Genomic DNA, 23,441 nt, shown 5'->3' on the forward strand with positions numbered 1-23,441 from the left:
TATATTTCTTAACGGTTAGTTGCGTCATATATGGGGCTTATTCCTATAAATTCAATTGCTAGCTTTAAGATATTTTCTTGGGTCCAATGCATTACCATTTAACCTGATTTCATAATGCAAATGCGCCCCTGTAGAGCGCCCTGTACTGCCTACCAATGCTACCACTTGACCTTTTTCTACACGATCACCAACTTTAACCATCAGTTTTGATGCATGCGCATAGCGTGTTTCTAAACCAGACCCATGATCAACTTTTACAATATTACCATAATCCGGTGTACGTTCTGCGGTTGTGACTATGCCACCAGCTGCCGCATAGATTGGCGTGCCTTCAGTCGCAGAGAAATCTAAGCCTTCATGAAAGGCTTTATTGCCATTGAATGGGTCAATACGCCAGCCATAGCTTGACGAGTTAAATGCAGCATTGATAGGGCTACTATTAGGTAACATATCTTTCAACACCCCTTGCTGCAATAACTTTGCTTCTATATCGCTTAAATAATCAGTATCAAAATCAATTTTAGCCATGGTTTCAGTGATTTTTTGCTGTAAGTCTAACTCGGTAATTGGCGCATTAAGCACCAATGGCCCGCCGCGGCCAGCTGGATCAGCCTTACTTGCATTGGCGCCGAGCTCAGGACTCACAGGCGTTATTTTTTCTGACGCAGGCTTTTTCTCACCAGCCAACTTAGCCAGACGCTCGCTTTGTGCATCTAAGCGCATAATACGTGCCTGCAACTCACCCAGTTGCAGCGCGTAGGCATCTAAATGTTTTTGTGGGTTATTAATACCGAATGCTTGTTTAAGTTTTGAAGGGATCAATGATTTATCCCCTTGTTGCGTTGTAGACTCCTGTGGCACAATCAGGAATAGCATGATGACTACTGGTAACGATATCAGTAACAGCGCTATCAGGCACACTTGTAGCGTTGATAGCGTTTTTGCTTTCGCCATGTTATTTGAGACAAAAATGATATTCATAGCAGCCCTAATCACCACTCCAGTTATTCGTACTGACCATCATCATGCGCCAGTTTAACTCTCTGCTTAAACAACCCGAGCTGATTGCATTAAATGCGCGCAACTTAGAAGCTCAAGCCGCACAAGAAATCTGGAAAGCAGTTGCGCCTGATAATTTGGCACAATTTAGCCATGCAAGCAGTATTAAAAATAAACAACTTAATTTATTTGCTGACAATAATGCAGTCGCTGCAAAAATTAAACTTTTTATACCTAGCTTATTGATTAAGCTAGAAAACCAAGGGTGTGAAGTTACTTCAATTCAGGTGAAAGTGCAAGTAAAATCTACCCCGCCAGCTAAAGCAAAACGCATTAAAAAGCTCAGTTCGCATGCAGCAACAGAGCTAAATCAACTGTCAGAAAAACTATCAGGCACCCCGCTTGGTGACGCACTGGCTAGATTAGCTACAAAAGCTAAGTGAAATATAAATCACACTGTTTCTAGAGTTTCGCCCACCTCTTTCCTATCGTTAAATAGTCAAAAATCGCCAATAAATCTATAGGTTGTTAGCCGCGCTTAATAGTGCAATAATGAACCGTTGTTACAAATTATTTACATTATTAAAGTAACTTGCAGCATCAGATTTGGTAAGGTTTTTGGCACTTAGTCTTAAATTTGTATTTGTTTTATTTTTAACATTTTAAATTTAGTTTTTAAATATTGTTTTAAGTTAGCGATTTATAAAAATTTAGATAGGGAGAAGTCATGTCAGCACCACTAATGATTGCCGTTGGCGCCGCTGTTCTAGCTGTGTTATATGGTGTAGTAATGAGTAAATGGATTAGCAATTTACCAGCAGGCAATGCGCGTATGCAAGAAATCGCCAGCGCAATTCAACAGGGGGCAGCGGCATATTTAGCTCGCCAATATAAAACCATCACTATCGTCGGCATTATTCTCGCCATTTTAATTGGCATATTTCTTAACATCACCACTGCGATTGGATTTGTAATTGGCGCTGTTTTATCTGGCGCTTGCGGCTTTATCGGCATGAACGTCTCAGTCAAAGCAAATGTGCGTACAGCACAAGCCGCTACTGGTGGTATTGCGCCTGCATTGGATGTGGCATTTAAAGGCGGCGCAATCACAGGGATGCTGGTCGTAGGATTAGGTTTACTAGGCGTAGCAGGCTTCTACTGGTATTTAGGTGGCGAAGCTGCAACAGACTTGAATCCGCTCATTGGTTTAGCTTTCGGCTCATCACTTATCTCTATATTTGCACGGCTTGGTGGCGGTATATTTACCAAAGGTGCTGATGTTGGCGCAGACTTGGTGGGGAAAGTGGAAGCAGGTATTCCTGAAGATGACCCACGTAACCCAGCCGTGATTGCCGATAACGTAGGCGATAACGTAGGCGATTGCGCAGGGATGGCAGCCGACTTGTTTGAAACTTACGCTGTGACTTTAATCGCCACCATGGTGCTAGGCAGCCTACTATTAACAAACGCAGGTGCCAATGGCACACTCTACCCATTGATGCTTGCAGCTGTTTCTATTGTCGCCTCTATCATTGGCTGCTTCTTTGTTAAAGCCTCACCTGGCATGAAAAATGTAATGCCGGCTTTATACAAAGGCTTAGCCGTAGCAGGTACTTTATCTTTGGCTGCATTTTACTTTGTGACCATGAAAATGTTCCCTGAGGGCTTGATCGCTGGCGACTTAACCATCTCTGCAAACCAGTTATTTGGTGCCTGTGCAGTGGGCTTAGTCCTTACAGCAGCTTTAGTGTGGATTACCGAGTATTACACAGGGACTGACTACGCGCCGGTAAAGCACATTGCACAAGCTTCAACAACAGGTCACGCAACTAACATCATTGCGGGTATTGGCATTTCAATGAAATCGACTGCCTGGCCAGTGCTTTCTGTTTGTGTGGCTATTTTCGTGTCGCATCACTTAGGTGGCTTATACGGCATCGCGATTGCGGCAACGTCTATGCTCAGCATGGCTGGTATCGTCGTAGCGCTAGATGCTTATGGTCCAATCACTGATAATGCGGGCGGTATTGCTGAAATGGCTGGCTTACCTGCAGAAGTGCGTGATGTGACTGACCCATTAGATGCGGTTGGCAATACTACTAAAGCCGTCACTAAAGGTTATGCGATTGGCTCTGCTGGATTAGCTGCATTGGTATTGTTTGCCGATTACACACACAAGCTGCAGGGCGCAGGCATCGACGTTAAGTTTGACCTAAGTGACCCAATGGTGATTATTGGCTTGTTTATTGGCGGCTTAATTCCATTCTTGTTCGCTGCAATGGCAATGGAAGCGGTTGGTCGCGCGGCTGGTGCAGTGGTTGAAGAAGTTCGCCGTCAGTTCCGCGATATCAAAGGCATCATGGAGGGTACGGCTAAACCAGAATACGGTAAAGCTGTAGATATGCTCACCACCGCTGCGATTAAAGAAATGATGATTCCATCACTCTTACCAGTGGCTGTTCCTGTTGCAGTAGGATTATTACTTGGCCCAGTGGCATTAGGCGGCTTATTGATGGGTACGATTGTGACAGGCTTATTCGTTGCCATTTCCATGTGTACGGGCGGCGGTGCTTGGGATAACGCCAAGAAGTATATCGAAGATGGCAACCACGGGGGCAAAGGTTCAGAAGCGCACAAAGCGGCTGTGACTGGCGATACCGTTGGCGATCCTTACAAAGACACAGCAGGTCCAGCAGTGAATCCATTGATTAAAATCATTAATATTGTGGCTTTACTGATTGTGCCATTGCTCCATATGTAAGCTGGCTAATTAAGCTAATTAATAAAATACAGTGAATTAATTAAAAAGGCGACTTAGGTTGCCTTTTTAATTGGCTTTCTTACTTGTACTATTATCAAATAATATAAAGATTAAACTTGAATACTACGCTGCCAAAATTCACTTTGGAGCTTATCGACAATTCATTGATAATGCACATATCGTCACCGCAGCTAAAACAGGAAAAACTACTTGAGACACTCTGAATTTCATCGCTCACATCATATCGGCTGGCTACGGGCAGCTGTTTTAGGCGCAAATGACGGCATTATTTCAACGTCAAGCTTGATTATTGGTATTGCGACCGCGCATGCCACTCACCATAATATTCTACTCACAGGCATGGCTGGCTTGGTTTCCGGCTCTATGGCGATGGCTGCGGGTGAATATGTTTCAGTGAGTTCTCAGGCAGACACTGAAACAGCAGATTTAGCACGCGAGCGTGATGAACTTGCGACCCAACCTGAACATGAGCTAGAAGAGCTGACGGGTATTTACATGCAGCGTGGCTTAACACATGAACTTGCCAAGCAAGTAGCGACACAGCTTACGGCAAAGGATGCGCTTGCGGCACACGCTAGAGACGAACTAGGAATTATAGAAGCGATGAATGCACGCCCGATACAAGCGGCATTGGCATCAGCTGGAACATTTGCAGTGGGGGCAGCATTACCTTTACTCATTGCGTTTTTTGCAGCTGAAGCCAATATCGTGCCTTTTGTAGCAGTAACATCGCTGGCATTTCTGGCTTTACTGGGTGGTTTAGCGGCAAAAGTTGGCGGCGCAAATATTTGGATTGGTACAGGACGTGTTGCATTCTGGGGCGCATTAGCAATGGCAGCTACGGCCGGTGTAGGAAGCCTGTTTGGTGTTGCTGTCGCTTAATCAGCAGTAAGTTAAGTCAATAAAAAAGGCAGCTTTAGCTGCCTTTTTGTTAATAGCTTAAAATCCAACTCAATACTTAAAACGCTGGTTTCACCATAGCGTTATTGTAATTAGCTACACCTTCTAAAATCTCTTTTTTCGCTTGGTCAATATCACCCCAACCGTTAATTTTCACCCATTTGCCTTTGTCTAAATCTTTGTAGTGCTCAAAAAAGTGTGAAATCATATTCAAACGCCAATCAGAAACATCTGTATGCGCTTTCAAATGACCATATAAACCACATACTTTTTCAACTGGCACCGCTAACACTTTAGCATCTAAGCCTGCTTCATCTTCCATCAACAACACACCTAATGGGCGGCAACGCACAACTACACCTGGAATCAAAGGCACTGGTGTCATCACCAATACATCTACTGGGTCGCCATCATCAGCAAGCGTATGCGGCACATAGCCGTAATTGGTCGGGTATTGCATCGCAGTACCCATAAAACGGTCTACAAAAATCGCACCGCTTTCTTTATCAACTTCATACTTAACTGGATCACCTTGCATCGGGATTTCAATGATGACATTGAAGTCATTTGGTACGTCTTTGCCGGTTGGCACATCATTTAACGACATTGCTTTTTCCTAGATAATAAAATGTATTGGTTAATTTTCTGAGATCTAATTTTGAGCCGCAATTATAGCAAGCAGATTGGCAATAATATCAAAGGCTTGTAACTAAATTATGACTTTAGCCTGCTCTCGACAGCTTTGAATAATTTCTTTGGGAATGAAGAATAGTGCGATATACAACAAAAGCGGAATGATGACGACATCATCCAACTGACCTAACACTGGGATAAAGTCCGGAATCAAGTCAAACGGTAATAGCAGATAACCTATTGCTAGCCATAAACAAATCTTTGCGGGCAAAGGCGTTTGGGGGTGTTTCAGTACTAAACGATAAACCTCAAACTCCTGCTTGAGGTGTTTAGTGAAGGATTTAAGCTTTTCAATCACGTGATGTGCTGATTTTCACAATGCTTAATCAGCAACAAGTGGATGACCTGTTAAACGCTCAAACGCTTCCATGTATTTTTCACTGGTTTTTTGTGCAACATCTGCTGGTAAAGCTGGCGCTGGCGCAACCTTATTCCAGCCAGTGCTTTCCAGCCAATCACGCACAAATTGCTTATCGTAGCTTGGTGGATTACTGCCAACGGCATAACTATCAGCAGGCCAGAAACGTGATGAATCTGGCGTTAACACTTCATCCATCACATGCAATACACCATTGGCATCTAAACCAAATTCAAACTTAGTATCGGCAATGATAATACCGCGAGTAAGCGCATACTCCGCCGCCTGTTGATAGAGCGCAATGGCAACTTTTGCGACTTGTTCAGCCATGTCTTTGCCAATCAAATCTGCACATTGTTGCAAGCTGATGTTTTCATCATGCTCGCCTACTGCGGCTTTGCTGGATGGCGTAAAAATTGGTGTAGGTAATTTAGAAGCTTCTTGCAGACCAGCTGGTAATTCAATGCCACACACAGTGCCTTTAGCCTTGTATTCTTTCCAGCCGCTACCTACTAAATAACCGCGCACAATCGCTTCTATAGGCAAGGCTTTTAACTTTTTCACGACTACCGCACGTGAGCCCAGCTGTGCTTGCTCTGCAACGTTACTCACCACAGACTTTGGATCAATCCCAGTTAAATGATTTGGCACAACATTCTTAAGTTTCTCAAACCAGAAATTAGCCATCTGCGTTAGCATCGCGCCCTTATTGGCAATGCCTGTAGGCAATATCACATCAAAAGCTGAGAGGCGATCTGTGCTGACTAACAACATGGTGTCGGCATCAATATCGTAAATGTCGCGCACTTTACCTTGGTGGATACGTTTAAGACTTTGAATGGAGGTTTCTAGTAAAGGTGTATTCATATTGATTTGTTTATATGGTTTATATATGGCTTATTGATAAAGTCGAGCTAAGTGATACAGTTAAAAATGCAATTAGCTTATTATAAACTTTATCTATATCAACTGACTTATGAATTAACTAATTCAACTGATTCGCTTTGATTAAAACGCCTGACATTCATCAAGCTATGAATCTGGCTAGGCTTGTTTATTCTCACCAATTTTCACTATTTTAAGTGTATTTGTACCGCCCGGACTGCCAATCGGCTCACCGAATGTGAGTAAAACCAAATCGCCTAAATTAACCGCTTTTTGTTGCAATAAGACCTGCTCCATTTCCTGCAGAATTTCGTCTCTATTTTTAGCGCCTTGCTCAATAGGAAATGGATAAACACCGCGGTGCAGGGTAAGCTTTCTACGCGCATATTTATCTGGTGAAAGTGCATAGATAGGCATCTCTGAATCCGCACGAGATAGCCATTGTGCTGCATTTCCAGATTGCGTAAGTGCAGCAATCGCCTTCACTTTTAAGTGCTGCGCCGTATAAATTGCAGCAGAGGCTATCGCTTCATCAGTCCTAAGAAATACTTGCTCCACTCTGCGCACATGAGGCTGAATATAATATTCTTTCTCAGCCTCCATCACTACGCGATGCACCGCCTGCACGCTTTCTAATGGATACTGCCCTGCCGCCGTTTCAGCCGATAGCATAATCGCATCAGTGCCATCCAACACGGCATTAGCGACATCAGAAACTTCAGCACGCGTTGGAATCGGGCTGGTAATCATAGACTCCATCATTTGCGTGGCGGTGATCACTAATTTGTTTTGCTCACGCGCCATGCGTATCATGCGTTTCTGCAAGCCTGGAATAGCAGCATCGCCAACTTCCACGCCCAAGTCGCCTCGAGCAACCATAATCGCATCTGACGCATCAATAATAGATTCTAAATTATCAATCGCTTCTGCACGCTCGATTTTGGCAACAATACTCGCTTTACCACCAGCTTGCTGCACTAAGATGCGCGCAAGCTCTACATCTAAAGCCGTTCTTGGGAAAGACAAAGCAACATAATCAGCTTCTAATGCTACGGCTGTTAGAATATCTTCACGATCTTTTTCCGTGAGCGCTTCGGCTGATAAACCACCACCAAGGCGATTAATGCCTTTATTGTTGCTCAATACGCCGCCATTCATCACCAAGCAATGAATCTGATTGCCTTTTACTCTATCCACTTGCATGGTAATACGGCCATCATCCAATAGTAGAATAACGCCCTCTACTACCTCTTGTGGCAGGGTTTTGTAATCCAAACCGACATGATCTTGATTGCCTAACTGACAATCAGAATCTAATATAAAAATGTCACCAGTTTTTAAAGTGATTTTACCCAATTCAAACTTACCAATTCGTATTTTGGGACCTTGCAAATCACACAACACGCCTATCGGGCGGTTTAATTTCAAGGCAATCGCACGTACCATTTCTGCCCGATTAATATGCTCTTCTGCGCTACCATGCGAAAAGTTTAATCTCACTACGTTTACACCAGCCATAATCATGCGTGCCAGCATTTCCTCGCTGTTTGAGGATGGGCCTAGTGTTGCAACAATTTTTGTTTTACGTAATGTCAATGTAGTGCCTTTTCAACTCGGTATAACTATAAGTATAAGCTTAAAATTCAAATAAAAATGGGGCTTATCGCCCCATTTTTTGTATCACTCATTTGAGAAAAATTAAGCCGAGGCTCTCTGCTCAAGTATCTCAACTGCTGGTAGCTTCTTACCTTCTAAAAACTCTAAGAATGCACCGCCTGCTGTGGAAATATAATCGACTTTATCTTCGATACCATACTTCTGTATTGCGGCAATCGTGTCGCCACCACCAGCCAAGGTAAAGGCTTTAGTGTTCGCAATGGCATGAGCAATCGTTTTTGTACCTTCACCAAATTGGTCAAATTCAAAAACACCTACTGGACCATTCCAAACCACCGTACCGGCATTTTTAATGATATCCGCTATTTCATTAGCAGATTTCGCGCCAATATCAAAAATCATATCATCTGTAGCCACATCAGCCACGTCTTTCTTGATTGCTGGCTCGTTTGCATCAAATTTCTTACCGCAGACTACATCTACTGCAATAGGCACTGCCGCTCCTCTTTGGTTCATTTTGTCCATTAAGGTGCGAGCCACTGGCACTAAATCATCTTCACAAAGTGATTTTCCTACTTCATTGCCAGCGGCTTTCAGGAAGGTATTAGCGATACCGCCACCTACTACCATTTGATCAACTTTTTCTGACAAACTTTCAAGCACAGTCAATTTAGTGGAAACTTTGCTACCACCAACAATCGCCACCATAGGGCGCGCTGGACTGAGCAGTGCTTTTGTTAAGGCATCTAACTCATTCACCAATAAAATACCGGCCGCGGCCACTGGTGCGAACTTCGCCACACCATGCGTTGAGGCTTCGGCACGATGCGCAGTGCCGAATGCATCCATGACAAATACATCACAAAGTTTGGCATATTTTTGTGACAATTCGTCGGTGCTTTTTTTCTCACCTTTATTGAATCTGCAGTTTTCTAATACAACCAACTCGCCAGCAGCAACTTCAAAGCCACCATCTACCCAATCTTTAACTAAGCGCACAGGTTTACCTAATTTAGCTGAAATCACATCAACCACTGGTTTCAATGAATTCTCTTCTGAGTAAACACATTCTTCAGGACGACCTAAATGTGAGGTCACCATTACCTTTGCGCCAGCTTTAAGTGCATATTCAATCGTTGCCATCGATGCAGTAATACGTGCGTCAGAGGTAACTTTGCCATCAGCGACTGGTACATTCAAATCTGCACGTATCAATACGCGCTTTCCATTCAAATCTAAATCCGTCATTTTAATTACATTCATTACCTTTAACTCCCCAAAATCTGTCTATTACAAATGGCTACCTATGGCTATTCACTGCTATTTCTTATGATTTTATCCAATAAAACTCGACGACCTCTTTATCACCCATCGCTTTTTCTATAATAGCGGCTAAATCTATATCCGCACCACGCGCTTTAAGCATTTCCAATGCCTCACGATTTACCCGATAATCTTGGTCATCTTTATGTTCTGCGGCTAACTCATCATTCAAAAACTTCAATTGGGCGTAGCTAATCTGGCCTAACCAACGATTATTGCTTTTATCTTTAAGCGTAATCATCTATTTCCTTACTTTTTTATTATTTGAAATCAAATCGAAATAGACTGGATACAGTCTATTTCTAATGACACTAAATGATAGCAATTACTTGGCAATATGTTGCACCAAGCGCATCAAGTTACAGGTGTAACCATACTCATTGTCATACCAAGCGACTATTTTTACAAAAGTTGGATCTAATAATATGCCAGCCTCTGCATCGAATACAGATGGGCAAGTTTCACCACGGAAATCGGTAGAAACCACTTTCTCATTAGTGTAGCCAAGCACGCCTTTTAATTCGCCTTCAGAAGCCGTTTTCATGGCTTGGCAAATAGCTTCATAAGTCGCATCACTGTTCAACTCGCAAGTTAAATCAACGACTGAAACATCAGAAGTTGGTACACGGAAAGCCATACCTGTTAGCTTTTTATTCAATGCCGGAATCACTTTACCAACGGCTTTTGCCGCGCCTGTACTAGATGGGATGATATTTTCTAAAATCCCGCGACCACCGCGCCAATCTTTGTTGGATGGTCCATCTACCGTTTTTTGCGTGGCTGTTGCTGCATGAATCGTTGTCATCAAGCCACGTTTAATGCCGAAAGCATCATTCAATACTTTAACCACTGGCGCTAGGCCGTTAGTTGTACATGAAGCAGCTGAAACAATCGCCTCACCTTTATATTCTTTGTGATTCACACCATAGACAAACATTGGTGTGTCATCTTTACCTGGCGCAGACTGCACTACTTTTTTAGCGCCTGCATCAATGTGTTTTTGGCAAGTTTCTTGTGTTAAAAAGAAACCTGTACATTCAATCACGATATCTGCCTGAACCTCATCCCACTTCAGGTTTGCTGGATCTTTTTCAGCGGTTAAACGTATCGTTTTACCATTCACAACTAAGTGATTACCACTAACAGCTACATCGCCTTTGAAGCGACCGTGTACAGAGTCATATTTAAGCATATAAGCCAAGTAATCTGGTTCTAACAAATCGTTAATTGCGACCACTTCAATATCAGTGAAATCTTTGATTGCCGCGCGAAACACCATACGACCGATACGACCAAAACCATTAATTGCTACACGAATTGCCATGATAATTCCTAATTTTTGATGTAAATAATCGCCATGTAAACGAAAGCAAAATGATTAAATGACGTATAAAAATACTAAACTTATAAAAAAATAGGGCACCCCACAAGTGAGGTGCCCTATTAAACTAAGCAGCTAGTTAAATTACAGCACCTTAAATTACAGTACTGATTTAACCGTTGCAACTACATTTTCAACTGTGAAGCCGAAATGTTTCAACAACACACCACCAGGCGCTGATTCACCGAATGTATCGATACCAACAACAGCGCCTTCTAAACCTACATATTTACGCCAGAAGTCAGTTACACCAGCTTCAACAGCCACGCGTTTAACGCCTGGAGTTAATACGCTGTCTTTGTATGCTTTATCTTGACGATCAAATACGTTAGTTGATGGCATTGAAACCACACGTACTTTAGTACCAGCAGCATTCAACTCAGCAGCCGCTTTAACCGCTAATTCAAGTTCAGAACCATTAGCGATAATGATGACTTGTGCGCCAGCAACATCAGACAATACATAACCACCTTTGCGCATTAAATCAAACTGTGATGCATCGTGTTTCATGCCTGGCACGTTTTGACGGCTTAATACTAAGCTAGATGGACCAGTTTTGCGCTCAACCGCAGCAACCCAAGCAACAGCAGTTTCTGTCGAGTTACCTGGACGCCATACGTCCATGTTTGGAATTAAGCGTAAACCAGCAGTATTTTCGATTGGTTGGTGTGTTGGACCATCTTCACCTTGACCGATAGAGTCATGCGTCAATACAGCAATAGTGCGTTGTTTCATCAATGCCGCCATACGCAATGCGCTCTTCGCGTAGTCAGAGAACATATGGAATGTACCGCCGAATGGAATCAAACCACCGTGCAATGCCATACCGTTCATGATTGCGAACATACCGAATTCACGTACGCCGTATGAAATGTAGTTACCTGGTTTTTTAGCGTCAACGTGCACAAAGCTGCCAGTTGAAGTTAAGTTTGAACCAGTCAAGTCAGCTGAACCGCCTAGGAACTCAGGCAACAATGGCGCTAATGCACCGATAACGTTTTGTGAAGCTTTACGTGTTGCAACGCCTTCAGCTTTTTCGTTTGTAGCTGCGATGATTGCATCAGTTGCTGATTTCCAGTTAGCTGGTAAATCACCTGCCATGCGGCGTGTATATTCAGCAGCTTCAGCTGGGAATGCTTTTGCGTATGCTGCAAATTTATCATTCCATGAAGATTCAGCAGCAGCGCCCTTAGCCGTTGCATCCCAACCAGCGTATACATCTGCTGGGATGACGAATGGCTCGTGGTTCCAACCAATGTTTGCACGTGTAGCGGCAACTTCTTCTAAACCTAATGCAGAACCGTGACAGTCATGTGAACCAGATTTGTTTGGTGAACCCATACCAATAACAGTTTTACAGCAGATCAATGATGGTTTGTCTGTTACTTTTTTAGCAGCAGCGATTGCAGCACCGATTGCAGCAACATCATGACCATCTACTGACTGAACGTGCCAGCCGTATGATTCAAAACGTTTCGCTGTATCGTCTGTGTACCAACCTTCAATGTGACCATCGATAGAAATACCATTGTCATCCCAGAATGCTGTTAATTTGCCTAAGCCCCAAGTACCAGCTAAAGCACAAGCTTCGTGAGAAACGCCTTCCATCATACAACCGTCACCTAAGAACACGTATGTGCTATGGTCAACGATGTCATGGCCTGGTTTGTTGAATTGGTTAGCTAATAGTTTTTCAGCCATTGCGAAACCAACACCGTTTGCAATACCTTGGCCTAGTGGGCCAGTTGTTGTTTCAACGCCAGGTGCGTAACCGTATTCTGGGTGACCAGCACATTTTGAATGCAATTGACGGAATGTTTTGATTTCGTCCATTGGCAATGCATAACCTGTCAGGTGTAGCAATGAGTAAATCAACATTGAACCGTGGCCATTTGAAAGCACGAAACGATCGCGATTTGACCAGTTTGGATTTTTTGGGTTATGGCTTAGATGGTGATTCCAAAGCTCTTCTGCAATTTCTGCCATGCCCATAGGCGCGCCTGGGTGACCAGAGTTAGCCTTCTGTACCGCATCCATAGATAACGCACGGATGGCGTTGGCTAGGTCTTTACGTGTTGCCATAAATTTCTCCCTAATAATTAACTTGTAGTTTTACGATTCGAATCTGACTAACTAATTGCTTGAACATCACTGCAAGTCTTATAGAAAATCGAATAAAACCTTGATTGAATTCTTTAAAAAGTCAGCGTAATGCACTGCTTTTTGGTAAAAGTGAAATTATTGCTTAATTACCCTTTTTCGGCAAGGGCTTAGGCTGTATTTGGCGTGTAGAAAATAATATTTTTAGCATTTCACTCAATTGAATATTTATTTATTGCGTAAATTAAGTCCATAAAAAAGCCAGCGGGTAGGCTGGCTTTATAAATTGAAGCTCGTGCTTAAAAAATTAGACTATCAATTTGACGACTCATTTTTTCTACATGGTTTAACTACAAAAGCTTAGCCGCCCATTCTTGCGCACTAATCTCTTTGTCGCCTGAAGTATCTTTATGCGCAAAAATGGTTTGATGGTAAGCCAGAAACTCGGCTCTTGTGACCTTATGATCGCCATCAGTATCCATCATGCCCATCATTTTCATGGAGCGCAACTCACGGCTATAGCCGCCTGTTGTAAGATCAAGCTTAGAGTGTTTAGCTGGTCCAGCCCATTCTTTTGCATCAACTGAACCATCTTTATCTTTATCAAGCTCGTCGAAAATACTATTGTAATAACTGTCTGCTTCGGCTGCCGTTACCATGTGATTACCATCAGCATCCAGCATTTTCATCATACCCATTTTGCTAAACTCACGTGCATAACCACCCGTACTTAACATTGAATCTGCTGCAAATGCCGGTGCTGACAGAACGCCGGCTGAAAGTAAGGTTGCTACCACTAATACTACGTTTTTAATTTGAATGTTCATCTTAATATCTCCTGAATAACCACTATTTGAAAAAGAATTTTGCTAGCAACCCTTAGTCTTCTAGTGCATCAAGTTCCTTACATTTAATTATTAATTTTTTAGGGGGCATTAAAGCTCAACACTAATTTACTCCTTGGCTTCACTTATTACCTTAAACTATCTTAATGAAATCTATACGCCATTTATTTTTTGTTGCTATCGCAAGCGCAGCTTTCTCAGTCCTGTTCGCCACACAAATTAACGCGAAACAAAATGACTCCAACGTCTTGCTTGCGAAGGTTTACCAGCCAGGCACTCACGTACAGCAATACTTGGTCAGTGAGAAATTTGATGGTGTGCGTGCAGTATGGGATGGCAGCATTTTTCATACGCGTACAGATCATGTGATTGCAGCGCCAGCATGGTTCACCAAAGGACTGCCTAAAACACCGCTAGACGGTGAACTATGGCTTGGACATGGCAAATTTGAAGCGCTTTCTGGCGCAGTGAGAAAAGATATACCAATTGACGAAGAATGGCGTGGCATCTCCTACATGGTATTTGAATTACCAAACGCAACAGGCTCATTCGCAGAGCGTGCAAAACGTATTGTCAGCATCGTCAAACAGGCAAATATTCCGCATCTAAAAGCTGTGAAGCAATTTAAAGTGAGTGATGAAGTCGCGTTACACAAACTGCTTAAACAAATTGTTGCTCAAGGTGGCGAGGGGCTAATGCTACATCGCGCCGATGCACCTTATGTGACAGGCCGCAGCGATGTGCTGCTTAAATTAAAATTGTTATACGATGCCGAAGCGACCGTAGTGGCGCATACCGCTGGACAAGGGAAATATAAAGGCAAGCTTGGGGCACTAGAGGTAGAAACGCCAGAAGGTATACGCTTTAAGTTAGGGACAGGCTTTACTGATGCGCAACGGGAAAATCCGCCAATAATTGGCAGCACCGTTACCTACACTTATCGCGATAAAACTAAAGCTGGCAAGCCAAAGTTTGCCAGCTTTTTACGAGTTCGCAATGAGCAATGACGCTACTGCCCAAGTAACGCCTTTTTTAAACTAGTATCAACCGCATGATCGCCTAGCCAAACACGCAATAAAGCTTGATTGAACAACTCGCCGTCAATTTTACCTAGCAGCCTGCCATTCAAACTCACTTGCGTGCCTGCTGTTGTGCAGTCCAGCAGAATCACATCACCCTCTTTCACTTCTTTTGCCGATACCATCATTTTTTGGAATATCTTCAATTGCGCGTCAATCGAAGTCATTTCAGACTGAGTATTATTGTCGGCAAAACCTTCGTTCATACCATCCAACAACTGCTCTGAACTTACATCACGTAAAAAATGCATAGAAATACGCTTATTGCCATGATCATTGATCACGGCATTTGCATCGCTTTGCTTTTGCGGCAAATAAAGGGCACCAGCATAGACCTTAAACATCATCTTGGTCCGTAAGCCAGCGCCATTTAACACCAAAGTGCTGCTGCCGACTTGCGCGTTTTCGTCAATCTTTACCCCTTTGACCTCTAATGCCTGAGCAGAAAAAGTAAGCGTTAGCAATATTGCAAAAATTGAGCTTTGAGCGAGCGCCTGTTTAACACCAAGCTTACTAAATCTAGATTTCATAAAAGTACCTTTAGCATTTAACTTAAGCCAAGCTCACTCTAGCGCCACTGCTTATAGACTGCAAAACTGCCTCTATCGCTTTGCAATTGGCTTTCGCGTCAGCAAAGCTTAGATGCGGCGTTTTATTATTCAAAACACAGTCGCTGAAATGCTCGATCTCCAAAGTAAAGTGATTACTTGGCGCGGAGCGCTCTTCTGCATATTTACCATCTTCCAGCGCCCATGAAATCACTGGCACATCATTTTGAAACACCCAAGCAGCGTGGCACTTCACCCAACCTTTAGTGCCGATGATTTCATATTCTGATTTACGACTACGCTCAAAGCTAATATCAAAATGACCAAATCGGGCACGGCCTTCAGCATCGTTACCAAAATCCAGCACGCCACTGGTTACAATATCCGCGCCCACTTCATTTAGCTTGGCATGCGCAACCACACTTTTAGGCTCCAAACCGCCATTCAAACCAAATGCCCAGCGCAAAGAATGAATTGCATACGGGCCAATATCCCACATTGCGCCGCCGCCCTCTTTCACGCCGCTAGCAATACGGTACATACGCGCTGGACGCATCAAAAATGAGTAAGAAGCTTTGCATGACAGCACATCACCGATCAAGCCTGATTCCACAATCTCTTTGACCCGCGCATGTTGCGGATGAAAGCGATACATGAAACCCTCCATCACTTTTACATTGTTTTTAATCGCAGCTGCTTCTATCGCTTCAATATCTGCCACAGTTAACGCCATTGGTTTTTCTATCAACACATGCTTACCTGCATTGATGGCTTTAAGCGCCCATTCTGCGTGCTCGTTGTTCGCCAGCGGACAGTAAATCGCATCGACGTTTTTATCATGAATAAGCGCATCCATGTCGTCATAACAGATGACGTTTTGATGGCAAGGCGCATATTTATCCAAGGTAGCTTTTGCCGCACCTGCACGACGACTTGCGATAGCAACCAATTCCGCATTAGACGCTTCAATAATCGCAGGAAGCAAGCGCTCATTAACACGCGCTGCGCCTAAAATTCCCCATTTAACTTTACTCATAAATTACTCCACTTAATACTGCATCCGATACTAGCAACTTGCTCTTTAGGACCGACTCCTGTTTCAGCGATTTGCTTCATGGCGTGAAACAAGTCGCGCGTGCTATGGGGCGCGGTGTCTTTGCGCGACTCATCGAAGCGGCCACGATATTGCAACTCAGCCTTATTATTAAATCCAAAGAAATCTGGTGTGCATACGGCGTTGTAGGCTTTAGCCACCGATTGAGTTTTATCCCACAAATAGGGAAATGAAAACTCCATTTGATGCGCGACTTTTTGCATATTTTCGAAGCTATCTTCTGGGTAATCTGCTGGGTCATTAGACATAATCGCCACAGTGTTAACACCCAGCATTTTGAGCTCGAGCACATCATTGACCAACCTTGGGAAAATAGCTTTTACATATGGGCAGTGATTACAAATGAACATCACTAACAAGCCATTTTTACCCATGATTAGGTCACGTGAAATCATGCTGCCATCAATATTTTGCAGACTAAAATCTGGCGCTTGCCAGCCAAAATCACATACAGGTGGGTTTAAACTAGCCATAAAAAACTTTCATCATAGTTAGAATATATAGGCCTTATGATACTTTATTCCTGTGCAAGCGGGAATCTAGCGTCAGATTTAAAATCAAAGCCAATTTCCAGTTGCGCAGCAATGACTGGCATTAGCTTTTCAATATAGAATGACGGTTATGAGTAATTTACGATTTTTTAGCACTGAAGATTTGGTCATTGGCGCAACGGTCAAACTGTCTGAAAATGCCGCCACCCATGCCACGCGAGCGCTTCGCTTAAATGCGGGTGATCTCATTCACTTGTTTAATGGCGATGGTTTTGACTATGCTTGTGAGTTAATTGTAGTTAAAAAAAGTGAAGTGATTGCCAAGATTAATGCTAGCCAAGCACGTGATACAGAATCGCCACTCAACATCACTTTACTGCAGGGCATCTCTAGTGGCGACCGCATGGATTACTCCATTCAAAAGGCAGTGGAGTTAGGTGTAAAGCAAATACAGCCAATTGCTACCGAGCGTAGCGTGGTTAAACTCTCTGCTGAGCGTGCAGAAAAACGGTTAGAGCATTGGCAAAACATAGTGATTTCCGCCTGCGAGCAATGTGGTCGCGCGACGATTCCTCAAGTACTAGCGCCAAAAACCTTAGCTAATTGGTTATCGAGTAATTCAGCCTCTAGCGCTACCCGCATTTTGCTTAACCCAATAGGCGCAAAACGCTTAGCAGAACTGGATAAACCGAGCGGTGAAATTCAATTACTGATTGGCGCTGAGGGTGGCTTAAGCCAAGCAGAAATCAATTTAGCCCTATCGCAGGATTTTCAATCAGTGATTCTCGGCCCAAGAATTTTACGCACAGAAACCGCAGGCCCGACTGCGATTGCCACACTACAGTCGCTTTGGGGGGATTTTTAGCGGGTTTAGATACAAAGAGTTTAAGTTTAAAACAAGCCACCTATAAATAATTTGCATTATTTACATATATATTTTATATTATTGTAATAATTACATTTTATACTGTGAATTTACACTAAGTCATCACTATGTCTATTGGTCACTCTATACGCTTTCGGCGCAAGTCGCTGAACATCACACTGCAATCTCTCGCCAATCAAGTAGGGGCAGACGCTGGTAATTTGTCGCGCATTGAGCGCGGCGAATTAGGCATTAACGAAAATACTTTACGCAAAGTCGCTGAGGCGCTCAATTGCACCCCAGCTTATTTGTATGCGCAAAGTGATATGCCAAAAACAGCTTTATCTGTGCAAGAACATCGCCAGCCATACCTCACAACTTTATCGCAAGTGCCTAGCAAAAACAGCACCTCAAACATTAAAGATTTCGTACAGTGGTTTAGGTCTGTTGCGCCGTACATACATGCGTTTGGTGGCAGAACTTTTGTGATTGCATTCGGCGGCGAAGTGGTTGATGAAAAGCAATTTGTTGCACTTTCACATGACTTAAACTTACTCGCCAGCTTAGAGGTCAGGTTAGTGTTAGTACACGGCGCACGTCCACAAATTGAAAAGCGCCTACGTCGCGACAAACTGTCACCTAAGTTTGTGAATGGTCTGCGCGTCACAGACGATGCCGCAATGGAAGCCGTAAAAGAGGCCAATGGCGCGATTCGCGTTGAAATTGAAGCACTGCTGTCTATGGGTTTAGTAAACTCACCGATGGCAGGCTCTGACATTCGAGTAGCGAGTGGTAACTTTGTCACCGCTAAACCGATGGGCGTGCGTAATGGTATCGATTTACAACACACAGGTGAAGTTCGTCGGGTAGATGCAATCGGCATACAGAAACGTCTTGATGACAACGAATTAGTGCTGTTATCGCCACTGGGTTACTCACCCACAGGTGAGGCTTTCAATTTAAGCTTAGAAGACGTAGCGGTGAGCGCTGCCGTTGCGCTAGATGCTGACAAGCTGATTTTTTTGATGGATTCCGAAGGCGTACATAATCTACGCGGCGAATTATTGCGTGAAATGACCGCCGGAAAAGCTAAAAATCTACTACGGAACGTGGAGGGCAATGAACAGGCCATCAACATTTCGGAAGATATTAATTACTATTTGCCTGCCGCTGTAAGGGCCTGTGAACACGGCGTAGCACGTACGCATTTGATTTCGCGGCACATTGATGGCGCGATTATTCAGGAATTGTTTACACTAGACGGTATCGGCACCATGGTGACCGAACTCAGCTTAGAAAGTATGCGCCAAGCCAATATTGACGATGTGGGCGGCATATTAAAGCTGATTGAACCACTAGAAGCCGAAGGCTTTCTAGTCAGGCGCGGGCGTGAGCATATCGAAATGGAAATCGAACATTTTTATGTAATGGAACACGACAATCGCATTATTGGTTGCGCAGCTTTGTATCCATTTGACGCTGAGCGTACTGCTGAATTCGCTTGCCTAGCGATAGATCCAGCTTACAGAGGCGGCGGTCGTGGTGACAAATTGTTTTATTACTGTGCCAGTCAAGCTAAAGAACTAGGCTTTAAAAGCTTATTCTGCCTGACTACGCGTACCGAACATTGGTTTTTAGAACGTGGGTTTACGGAACAAAATGTAGAGAAACTACCAGCAGAGAAACAGAAACTTTACAACTTTCAGCGTAAATCAAAGGTGTTTAGCAAAACTTTATAAGCAAATTTTAGATACAATGACACAAATCGCATTTACAAAATTCAAGCTCATGGAAAACCTATGTTAAGCCAAACAACTGCCGCAAAAAAAGCACGCACTCTTGCCGAAGCGCTGCCTTATATCAAACGCTTTTTTGATAAAACCATCGTCATCAAATACGGCGGAAACGCTATGACAGACGAGCATCTTAAAGAATGTTTCGCTCAAGATGTAGTTTTGCTAAAGCTGGTTGGCATGAACCCTGTGGTCGTGCATGGCGGCGGTCCGCAAATTAACGAAATGTTAGATAAGCTCGGCAAAAAAGGTGAGTTTATTCAAGGCATGCGCGTGACCGACGCTGAAACCATGGACGTGGTTGAAATGGTGCTTGGCGGTCAAGTAAATAAAGAAATTGTGAACTTGATTAATCGTCATGGCGGTAAAGCGGTTGGTTTAACTGGTCAAGATGGCAACTTCATTCACGCCCAAAAGCTGCTAATGGAAGATATGAACGACCCATCAAAAATGATTGATATTGGTCAAGTGGGTGAAATCACCGCGATTGATCCAAGTATTATCAACTTCTTAGATAAAGGTGACTTTATTCCAGTGGTTGCGCCAATTGGTGTAGGCGTTGATGGCGAAACCTACAACATCAATGCGGATGTGGTAGCAGGTAAGCTCGCGGAAATTCTAGGTGCGGAGAAATTGATTCTTCTCACTAATACACCTGGTGTTTTGGATAAAAGCGGCGAGTTGCTAACGGGCTTAACTCCAAAACAAATTGATGATTTAGTTGCTGATGGCACGCTTTCTGGCGGTATGTTACCTAAAATCAGTTCGGCTTTAGATGCAGCACGCAGCGGCGTAAAAGCAGTACATATTATTGATGGTCGTGTAGAGCATGCTTTGCTGCTTGAAGTATTGACGGACGAAGGTGTGGGTACGCTGATTAAGGCTAAGTAAATTGGCGGCAAACTGTAGTGCAAGCGGCAGGAGTGCTAGAGTCTGGATCTTCGATCTAGACGATACATTGCACAATGCTTCTGCACACATCTTTCCAGTGATGAATCGTACCATGACGAAATACATCATGGACCATCTGACCTTAGATGAAACAGCTGCGCATCAGCTACGACAGCACTATTGGCGTATATACGGCGCCACGCTTAAAGGCTTGATGCGACATCACGGGACTAGCCCACATCACTTTCTTGAAGAAACGCACAAATTTCTTGATTTGCCTGAAATGGTGCTTGAAGTAAAAAGACTGCGACACACGCTACAAAGCCTTTCTGGACGTAAGTTAGTATTCACTAACGCGCCTAAAAGCTATGCCATGCGCGTCCTGGACATTCTCGGCATTAGCGATTGTTTTGAACTTGTATTTAGCGTGGAGTCAACCAAATTTCATGCCAAGCCATCTGTACGTGGCTTTCAAATGCTACTCAAAACCATCAAAGTAAAAGCCAGTGATTGCACAATGCTAGAAGACAGTCTACCTGCGTTGATGACCGCAAAACGCTTAGGCATGAGAACAATCTGGGTGTCAAAAAAACTACAAAAACCAAATTTTGTGGATTATCGCTTAAGTGAAGTGTTAGCACTTACTCACCTTAAGTTATAATTTCCAAAATTTAATAAGTAAAACTTAATAAAAAGTTTAAAAAATTCTTAGGGGAAAAAGATGGCAGGAGAACGCAAGCAGCAGATTCTGGAAACGCTCGCCAAAATGCTGGAGGCACCAAAGCGTGAAAAAATCACAACTGCATCACTCGCAGCAAAACTTGAAGTAAGTGAAGCTGCGCTTTACCGCCACTTTGCCAATAAAGCTCAAATGTTTGAGGGTTTAATTTCGTTTATCGAGGAAACAATTTTTGGCTTAATTAATAAAATCGGCACCGAAGAAACAGATGGCTTGAGACAAATTCAACGCACAATTACCATGCTACTCGCGTTTGCTGAAAAAAATCCGGGCATGACACGCGTGCTGATTGGCGATGCATTAGTTAATGAAGATGAAAAACTTCAGGTACGTATTAACCAACTTTATGACAGAATTGAAGTCACACTCAAACAAAGTTTACGCATTGCCGAAACGCAAAGTGGTAGCAAAGGCGATGCAGAAGCACAGGCCAACTTAATTGTTTGCTACATCGTTGGTCGCTGGCAGCAATTTGCTAAAAGTGGCTTTAAGCGCAAACCGACAGAGTATGTGCAACAACAAGTGACTACACTTATTAATTATTAATCAGCTTGATCAAACAAAATTTATAACACTGGGGACTTAAATTGCAAGGCACGATATTTGGATTTACAGAAGCGCAAATTAGCCAATTCGGTATGGATTATGCCGTAACAGGGCTGATGATATTAATGATGGTGATTGTCGGAAAACTCGCTTGGGATTCAAAAGCGGGTAAGTTTGGTGGTATCGCGTTATTTATTGGGTTAACGCTTGGCGTTGCTGGATTTGTCATCAAAATGCTCATCCAACATTTCTTGAAAATATAAGTCTACTTGCAATTATAACGCCAGCTTTACGGCCTTGAGTCTTGCTTCAAATACAGCCGCTTTTATTTTTTCTGGCTCGGAATATGCACTCGCAATAGCACCCGCATCTACACTAGATGCGGCTTCTAGCACTTTAAGCATTAAATCTGCAGCGGGTGTTGCGCAGTTTTCAAAACCAGTTCGCCCGCGTGAATCTGCCTCACAGGCTTTTAAAAAGTCTTTAAATCTAGCGGGTTGGCGAATCGCATCCAATTCGACTAGAAACTCCAACAAAGTACTTGGTTTCATTTGAGGCGCTTGGTGCAATTTGCCATGGAACTTAGCCACAATATGGCCAAGTTCTTTGCAATCGTTAGGCACACGTAAACGCTTACATAGTGCTTTTAGTAAATTGGCGCTACGTTCTTCATGGCCAATATGCCGAGGTAATATCTCTGCTAGCGTAGTGCCTTTACCTAAATCGTGCATCAAAGCTGCAAAGCGCACTGGTAAGCTAAAGCTCTGCTTGGCAGCATAATCTATCACCATCATCACATGTACGCCTGTGTCGACTTCAGGATGATGTTGTGGAGGCTGCGGCACACCCCAAAGCTTGTCTAATTCAGGCATTATTTTCTTGAGTGCACCACAAGCGCGTAACACATCAAACATGCGACTTGGTTTAGCTTCCATTAAGCCTTTAGCAAGCTCTTGCCATACGCGCTCTGCAACCAATGCATCCACCTCACCTGCGCTCACCATGTCTTGCATCAGTTGATTGGTTTCTGGGGCTACACTAAAGTCTGCAAATCTGGCTGAAAGGCGTGCTGCACGAAGGATGCGCACAGGATCTTCAGCAAAAGCAGCACTCACATGGCGCAAAGTTTTAGACTGAATATCCGCTAAGCCATGGTATGGATCAATCAATTGACCATCTACAGATTTTGCAATGGCGTTAATGGTTAAATCACGACGCGCTAAATCTTCTTCTAAAGTCACATCTACTGAAGCATGTACGGCAAAGCCTTTATAACCTTTTGCCGTTTTGCGTTCAGTACGTGCTAAGGCATATTCATCATGCGTTTTAGGATGTAAGAAAACAGGAAAGTCTTTGCCTACAGGTTTATAACCGGCGGCTTCCATTTCTTCTGGCGTGCTACCGACCACCACATAATCTTTATCTTTTACAGATAAACCCAGCAACTCATCACGTACTGCGCCACCGACCAAATAAATCTGCATGACGCGGC

24 protein-coding genes are annotated in these 23,441 nt (G+C 43.4%); 10 read left to right on the forward strand and 14 right to left on the reverse strand.

Annotated features, from left to right (window positions below; translation table 11 throughout):
* Positions 1-51: 51 nt before the first annotated feature.
* Positions 52-981, reverse strand: a complete 930-nt coding sequence (locus M301_RS12045; RefSeq protein WP_013149060.1) for a M23 family metallopeptidase — start codon at positions 979-981, stop codon at positions 52-54.
* A gap of 44 nt (positions 982-1,025) precedes the next feature.
* Here M301_RS12045 and M301_RS12050 point away from each other — a divergent pair, with 44 nt between their 5' ends.
* The 3 genes from M301_RS12050 to M301_RS12060 all read left to right on the forward strand — a co-directional run bounded on the left by M301_RS12050 (position 1,026) and on the right by M301_RS12060 (position 4,663).
* Positions 1,026-1,442 (forward strand): DciA family protein, encoded by a 417-nt coding sequence (locus M301_RS12050; RefSeq protein WP_013149061.1) that lies wholly within the window; start codon positions 1,026-1,028, stop codon positions 1,440-1,442.
* 284 nt (positions 1,443-1,726) lie between these two features.
* Positions 1,727-3,760, forward strand: coding sequence for a sodium-translocating pyrophosphatase (locus M301_RS12055; protein WP_013149062.1), 2,034 nt, complete (start codon positions 1,727-1,729; stop codon positions 3,758-3,760).
* Positions 3,761-3,970: 210 nt separating this feature from the next.
* Positions 3,971-4,663 (forward strand): VIT1/CCC1 transporter family protein, encoded by a 693-nt coding sequence (locus tag M301_RS12060; protein ID WP_013149063.1) that lies wholly within the window; start codon positions 3,971-3,973, stop codon positions 4,661-4,663.
* A gap of 76 nt (positions 4,664-4,739) precedes the next feature.
* Here M301_RS12060 and ppa read toward each other — a convergent pair whose 3' ends face one another.
* From ppa to M301_RS12105, 9 genes are all read right to left on the reverse strand, one after another.
* The gene (gene ppa, locus M301_RS12065; RefSeq protein ID WP_013149064.1) at positions 4,740-5,288 is read right to left on the reverse strand and encodes an inorganic diphosphatase; all 549 of its coding nucleotides are present in this window, start codon (positions 5,286-5,288) and stop codon (positions 4,740-4,742) included.
* 102 nt (positions 5,289-5,390) lie between these two features.
* Positions 5,391-5,672 (reverse strand): YkvA family protein, encoded by a 282-nt coding sequence (locus tag M301_RS12070; protein ID WP_013149065.1) that lies wholly within the window; start codon positions 5,670-5,672, stop codon positions 5,391-5,393.
* A gap of 24 nt (positions 5,673-5,696) precedes the next feature.
* Complete coding sequence (locus tag M301_RS12075; RefSeq protein ID WP_013149066.1) at positions 5,697-6,599, reverse strand: phosphoribosylaminoimidazolesuccinocarboxamide synthase; 903 nt, start codon at positions 6,597-6,599, stop codon at positions 5,697-5,699.
* Between the two features lie 177 nt (positions 6,600-6,776).
* Positions 6,777-8,213 carry a pyruvate kinase gene (gene pyk / locus M301_RS12080; protein ID WP_013149067.1) on the reverse strand — a complete coding sequence of 479 codons (1,437 nt, stop codon included), beginning with the start codon at positions 8,211-8,213 and terminating at the stop codon, positions 6,777-6,779.
* Between the two features lie 102 nt (positions 8,214-8,315).
* On the reverse strand, positions 8,316-9,497 hold the full coding sequence (locus M301_RS12085) for a phosphoglycerate kinase (protein ID WP_013149068.1): 1,182 nt from the start codon (positions 9,495-9,497) through the stop codon (positions 8,316-8,318).
* 64 nt (positions 9,498-9,561) lie between these two features.
* The gene (locus M301_RS12090; protein WP_041359488.1) at positions 9,562-9,798 is read right to left on the reverse strand and encodes a hypothetical protein; all 237 of its coding nucleotides are present in this window, start codon (positions 9,796-9,798) and stop codon (positions 9,562-9,564) included.
* Positions 9,799-9,882: 84 nt separating this feature from the next.
* The gene (gap, locus tag M301_RS12095) at positions 9,883-10,881 is read right to left on the reverse strand and encodes a type I glyceraldehyde-3-phosphate dehydrogenase (protein WP_013149069.1); all 999 of its coding nucleotides are present in this window, start codon (positions 10,879-10,881) and stop codon (positions 9,883-9,885) included.
* 156 nt (positions 10,882-11,037) lie between these two features.
* Positions 11,038-13,020, reverse strand: a complete 1,983-nt coding sequence (tkt, locus tag M301_RS12100; protein ID WP_013149070.1) for a transketolase — start codon at positions 13,018-13,020, stop codon at positions 11,038-11,040.
* Positions 13,021-13,388: 368 nt separating this feature from the next.
* The gene (locus tag M301_RS12105) at positions 13,389-13,865 is read right to left on the reverse strand and encodes an EF-hand domain-containing protein (protein ID WP_013149071.1); all 477 of its coding nucleotides are present in this window, start codon (positions 13,863-13,865) and stop codon (positions 13,389-13,391) included.
* A gap of 164 nt (positions 13,866-14,029) precedes the next feature.
* Here M301_RS12105 and M301_RS12110 point away from each other — a divergent pair, with 164 nt between their 5' ends.
* Positions 14,030-14,890: a DNA ligase gene (locus M301_RS12110; RefSeq protein ID WP_013149072.1), complete on the forward strand. Its 861-nt coding sequence runs from the start codon at positions 14,030-14,032 to the stop codon at positions 14,888-14,890.
* Positions 14,891-14,892: 2 nt separating this feature from the next.
* On the opposite strand, the gene M301_RS12115 is transcribed toward M301_RS12110, so the two are convergent.
* The 3 genes from M301_RS12115 to M301_RS12125 are packed head-to-tail and all read right to left on the reverse strand — an operon-like array spanning position 14,893 to position 17,097.
* Positions 14,893-15,492: a chalcone isomerase family protein gene (locus M301_RS12115; protein ID WP_013149073.1), complete on the reverse strand. Its 600-nt coding sequence runs from the start codon at positions 15,490-15,492 to the stop codon at positions 14,893-14,895.
* 22 nt (positions 15,493-15,514) lie between these two features.
* Positions 15,515-16,546: a Gfo/Idh/MocA family protein gene (locus tag M301_RS12120; RefSeq protein WP_013149074.1), complete on the reverse strand. Its 1,032-nt coding sequence runs from the start codon at positions 16,544-16,546 to the stop codon at positions 15,515-15,517.
* The gene (locus tag M301_RS12125) at positions 16,543-17,097 is read right to left on the reverse strand and encodes a thioredoxin family protein (RefSeq protein WP_013149075.1); all 555 of its coding nucleotides are present in this window, start codon (positions 17,095-17,097) and stop codon (positions 16,543-16,545) included. Before M301_RS12125 ends, M301_RS12120 begins: the two co-directional genes overlap by 4 nt.
* Positions 17,098-17,245: 148 nt before the next feature.
* On the opposite strand from M301_RS12125, the gene M301_RS12130 reads away from it, so the two are divergent.
* From M301_RS12130 to M301_RS12155, 6 genes are all read left to right on the forward strand, one after another.
* Positions 17,246-17,980 carry a 16S rRNA (uracil(1498)-N(3))-methyltransferase gene (locus M301_RS12130; protein ID WP_013149076.1) on the forward strand — a complete coding sequence of 245 codons (735 nt, stop codon included), beginning with the start codon at positions 17,246-17,248 and terminating at the stop codon, positions 17,978-17,980.
* Positions 17,981-18,108: 128 nt separating this feature from the next.
* A complete protein-coding gene (argA, locus tag M301_RS12135; protein ID WP_013149077.1) occupies positions 18,109-19,719 on the forward strand; it encodes an amino-acid N-acetyltransferase in 1,611 nt (536 codons plus the stop codon).
* Between the two features lie 60 nt (positions 19,720-19,779).
* The gene (gene argB, locus M301_RS12140) at positions 19,780-20,664 is read left to right on the forward strand and encodes an acetylglutamate kinase (protein ID WP_013149078.1); all 885 of its coding nucleotides are present in this window, start codon (positions 19,780-19,782) and stop codon (positions 20,662-20,664) included.
* Between the two features lies 1 nt (position 20,665).
* Positions 20,666-21,325, forward strand: coding sequence for a pyrimidine 5'-nucleotidase (locus M301_RS12145; protein WP_013149079.1), 660 nt, complete (start codon positions 20,666-20,668; stop codon positions 21,323-21,325).
* Between the two features lie 60 nt (positions 21,326-21,385).
* Positions 21,386-21,949, forward strand: coding sequence for a nucleoid occlusion factor SlmA (gene slmA / locus M301_RS12150; protein ID WP_013149080.1), 564 nt, complete (start codon positions 21,386-21,388; stop codon positions 21,947-21,949).
* Positions 21,950-21,990: 41 nt separating this feature from the next.
* On the forward strand, positions 21,991-22,212 hold the full coding sequence (locus tag M301_RS12155) for a DUF2788 domain-containing protein (RefSeq protein ID WP_013149081.1): 222 nt from the start codon (positions 21,991-21,993) through the stop codon (positions 22,210-22,212).
* Positions 22,213-22,224: 12 nt separating this feature from the next.
* Here M301_RS12155 and M301_RS12160 read toward each other — a convergent pair whose 3' ends face one another.
* Positions 22,225-23,433, reverse strand: a complete 1,209-nt coding sequence (locus M301_RS12160; protein WP_013149082.1) for a multifunctional CCA addition/repair protein — start codon at positions 23,431-23,433, stop codon at positions 22,225-22,227.
* Positions 23,434-23,441 lie beyond the last annotated feature (8 nt).

It is taken from the genome of Methylotenera versatilis 301 (assembly GCF_000093025.1).
Taxonomy (GTDB): domain Bacteria; phylum Pseudomonadota; class Gammaproteobacteria; order Burkholderiales; family Methylophilaceae; genus Methylotenera; species Methylotenera versatilis.